General features: G+C 37.6%; 4 protein-coding genes. All 4 read left to right on the forward strand.

From position 1 onward, the window contains the following. Nucleotides 1-373: kinase/pyrophosphorylase (locus AC1DUW_RS23755; RefSeq protein WP_477643615.1), on the forward strand; the 373-nt coding region annotated here is incomplete at its 5' end. Between the two features lie 532 nt (nt 374-905). After that, nucleotides 906-1,361: a YaiI/YqxD family protein gene (locus AC1DUW_RS23760; RefSeq protein ID WP_477643618.1), complete on the forward strand. Its 456-nt coding sequence runs from the start codon at nt 906-908 to the stop codon at nt 1,359-1,361. Between the two features lie 48 nt (nt 1,362-1,409). Continuing rightward, nucleotides 1,410-3,218 (forward strand): DNA primase, encoded by a 1,809-nt coding sequence (gene dnaG / locus AC1DUW_RS23765; protein ID WP_477643616.1) that lies wholly within the window; start codon nt 1,410-1,412, stop codon nt 3,216-3,218. A 39-nt stretch (nt 3,219-3,257) separates the two neighbouring features. Continuing rightward, on the forward strand, nt 3,258-3,459 hold a 202-nt coding region (locus tag AC1DUW_RS23770), incomplete at its 3' end, for an RNA polymerase sigma factor region1.1 domain-containing protein (protein WP_477643617.1).

The following is a 3,459-nucleotide window of genomic DNA, read 5'->3' on the forward strand; positions in this document are numbered from 1 at the left end:
CCTTGTAGGTGTATCACGCACTTCAAAAACACCTCTATCTCAATATTTGGCCCATAAACGTTATAAAGTGGCTAATGTACCTTTAGTGCCTGAAGTGGAACCACCAGAAGAATTATTCCTGGTCCCACCTGAAAAATGTATTGGTTTAAAGATTAGTCCGGAAAAGCTGAACCATATTCGTAAAGAGCGATTAAAGTCTTTGGGGCTTAATGATCATGCTATTTACGCAAATGTGGAACGTATTAAAGAAGAGCTGACGTACTTTGATACAATCCTTTCGAGGTTGAATTGTCCAATCATTGATGTTACGAATAAAGCTGTTGAAGAAACAGCCAATTTGATTATCAATATCCTTCAAAAAAAAGATCGTTGATAGGTGGATTTATTTAATTCTTAAATTAAGGTAAACCAAAATGTGAGCTAGACACTTTAAGTGTCAGCTCACATTTTAATGCTAAGGGGATTTAAGGGAATTTCGCGCAAAAATAGGAAATAATTACATGGTTTTCTCCTCTTTTTACATTTGAAATTCCATCGATTTGTATAAAATAAGAATCGGAATTTAAATGTTGGCATCTTCTAATCAAATAGACTATAATAAAAAATTGTGAGAAAAAAGTAATCTTAAGGTTTAGACTTAATTAATAAGGAATAAACTAAAGGTTAATGAGAAGTCAAGGTTTTTATCATAAAAATAATTCGACATGTTCCGTATAATTTTAAATTGGCTGACTCTGAATCAAGGTAAAAGCAGCATTGTAACTTTACTAAGAAGAGATTCCTTGAATTAAAAAGGTTGGCTCTTTTAGAGAATATTCTCTGACCCATGGCTGAAAGTTACACTATATCTCGATAAAGTTTAGGGGAGAAAAAGGATTATGCAGAAAGATGTAGAATTAAAAGGTATGAATAATAAACCAACCATACACGTCGATGCCGATGCATGTCCGGTGAAAGACGAGATCCTTCATTGCGCACGTCTGCACGATGTCGAAGTCTGTTTTGTTGCGTCATATAAAAATATGATGAACAACCCTGAAGGTAAATGGGTATATGTCRATGCGGATAAAGAAGCGGCCGATCTTTATATAGTAAATTCAGTAAAGAAGGGTGATATCGTTGTAACCGCAGATATTGGATTGGCTGGAACCCTGCTTCCAAAAAGCGTTTATGTTCTTTCACCGAGGGGAAAAGAATACACAGACGAGAATATTTTTATGCTCCTAGATATGCGTTATCAGTCAGCGAAACTTCGCAGGCAGGGTAAACATACGAAAGGGCCGAAAGCATTCACAAAGGAAGATCGAACAAGTTTTACAAATAAACTTTTGAAAATTTTGTCGAATTTTGCAGGGAATTAGAAGTCGATATCGAATTAGAAACTATCACCAAAATTGCAAGGTGGAAAAATGACAAATGGCCGTATAGAAGACGAGAAAATAAACCAAATTCGTGAAGCTGTTGACATTGTTGATTTAATTGGAGAATATGTCCAGCTGAAGAAGCAAGGGCGAAATTACTTTGGCCTTTGTCCTTTTCATGGTGAAAACTCGCCGTCGTTTTCCGTTTCAGCTGAAAAGCAAATCTTTCACTGTTTCGGTTGTGGGGCAGGCGGGAATATTTTCACTTTCTTAATGGATATAGAAGGCTACAATTTTGTGGAATCTGCGAAAGTTTTAGCTGAAAAAGGAAATGTTCCTTTAGATGTTGAAATAAATAAGGACTCCCAGCGTTCTAATATGCCTGCTGGCTCGCAGCAAATGTTTGAAGCACATGACTTGTTGCGAAAGTTTTACCACCATCTCCTCGTAAATACGAAGGAGGGTCAAGAAGCTCTTGAATATCTTCTTAAACGCGGATTTACAGAAGAGACGATAGAAAAGTTCCAAATTGGTTACTCATTGGATTCATGGGACTTTGTCTCCAAGTTTCTTTTAAAACGTGGGTTTCCAGCGGAATTTATGGAGCAAGCAGGGCTAATTATTTTTAGGGAAAAAGACGAGTCATATTTTGACCGTTTCAGAAATAGAGTCATGTTTCCAATTATGGATCACCAAGGGAATACGATTGCGTTTTCGGGAAGAGCAATGGGGGATGATGAGCCCAAATATTTGAATAGTCCCGAAACGYCAATCTTCAATAAAAGTAAAACTTTATATAATTTTCATCATGCAAGACCTCACATACGAAAGAAAGAACAAGTAGTTATTTTTGAAGGCTTTGCCGATTGTATTTCAGCTGTTCGTGCGGGTGTAGAGAATTCGGTCGCTACGATGGGGACCGCCCTAACCGATCAGCATATCCAGCTATTAAAAAGAAATACTGATCAGATACTAATCTGCTATGATTCGGACTCTGCGGGATTGAATGCGGCAAACCGTGCAGTTAATATGTTACAGGACAACGATTTTACAGTTAAGGTCGCGCTGATGCCTGATAACTTGGACCCCGATGACTACATAAAGGAATTCGGTGAAAAAAGCTTTGTTTCTGAAGTAATAGGGGCCAGTTTAACCTACATGGCATTCAAAATGCATTATTTACGACGAGGAAAAAACGTAAATAATGAAGGAGATCGAATTCAATATATCGAAGAAGTTCTTAGAGAAATTTCGCGATTGCCCAATGCTGTGGAGAGGGATCATTATCTCCGGCAGTTATCCTCTGAATTTTCTCTATCATTGGATGCGTTGGAACAGCAGCAGCGACAGGTGTTTTTTGCAGAACGCAAGAAGGGGACACTGCCGCAGCCTGCAATACAAAAGAAAATGACCCTGCAATATGAGCATAAGTTAAAGCCAGCTCACCATAATGCTGAAACTAAGTTAATTGCCCATATGCTGAAAAGCAGGGATATGACTTTCAAAATTCAGCAGTTGCTTGGGCAAACAGTCTTTCATGTAGATGAACATCAGGCAATCATCACCTATTTATATGCGTTCTATGAAGATGGACACGAGCCGGATACAAGCTTTTTCCTTACGTATTTACCGGATCCAAACTTGAGAAGGATCGTTTCGGAAATAGAAATGATGTCAGTGAATGAGGAAGTTACCGAAAAAGAACTGACCGATTGTATAAATCAAGTGTTGAAATATGAAAAGTTGTTAAAGATAAAAGAAAAACAAGTTGAAGAAAAAGATGCAGTTAGACGTAGTGATTATGTAACTGCTGCACAAATTGCCATGGAAATCATTAAATTGCGTAAATTGTTGTAGTAAGTTGTTTAGGTGTAAGTCCTGGAAGGAGGGGAACTAATGGCTGAAAAACCAGCACGTTCCAAACAAGTTGATAATGAATTTAGCCTTGAGCAGGTGAAAGAAAAATTAATAGAGCTAGGTAAAAAACGGGGCTCTTTAACTTTAGAAAAAATCGCAGAAAAAATTGGCGGTTTTGAGTTAGATTCCGATCAAATGGATGAGTTCTATGAGGTGTTAACTGAAAACGGAGTCGAAATAC

It is taken from the genome of Peribacillus sp. P4_C12, assembly GCF_056402095.1.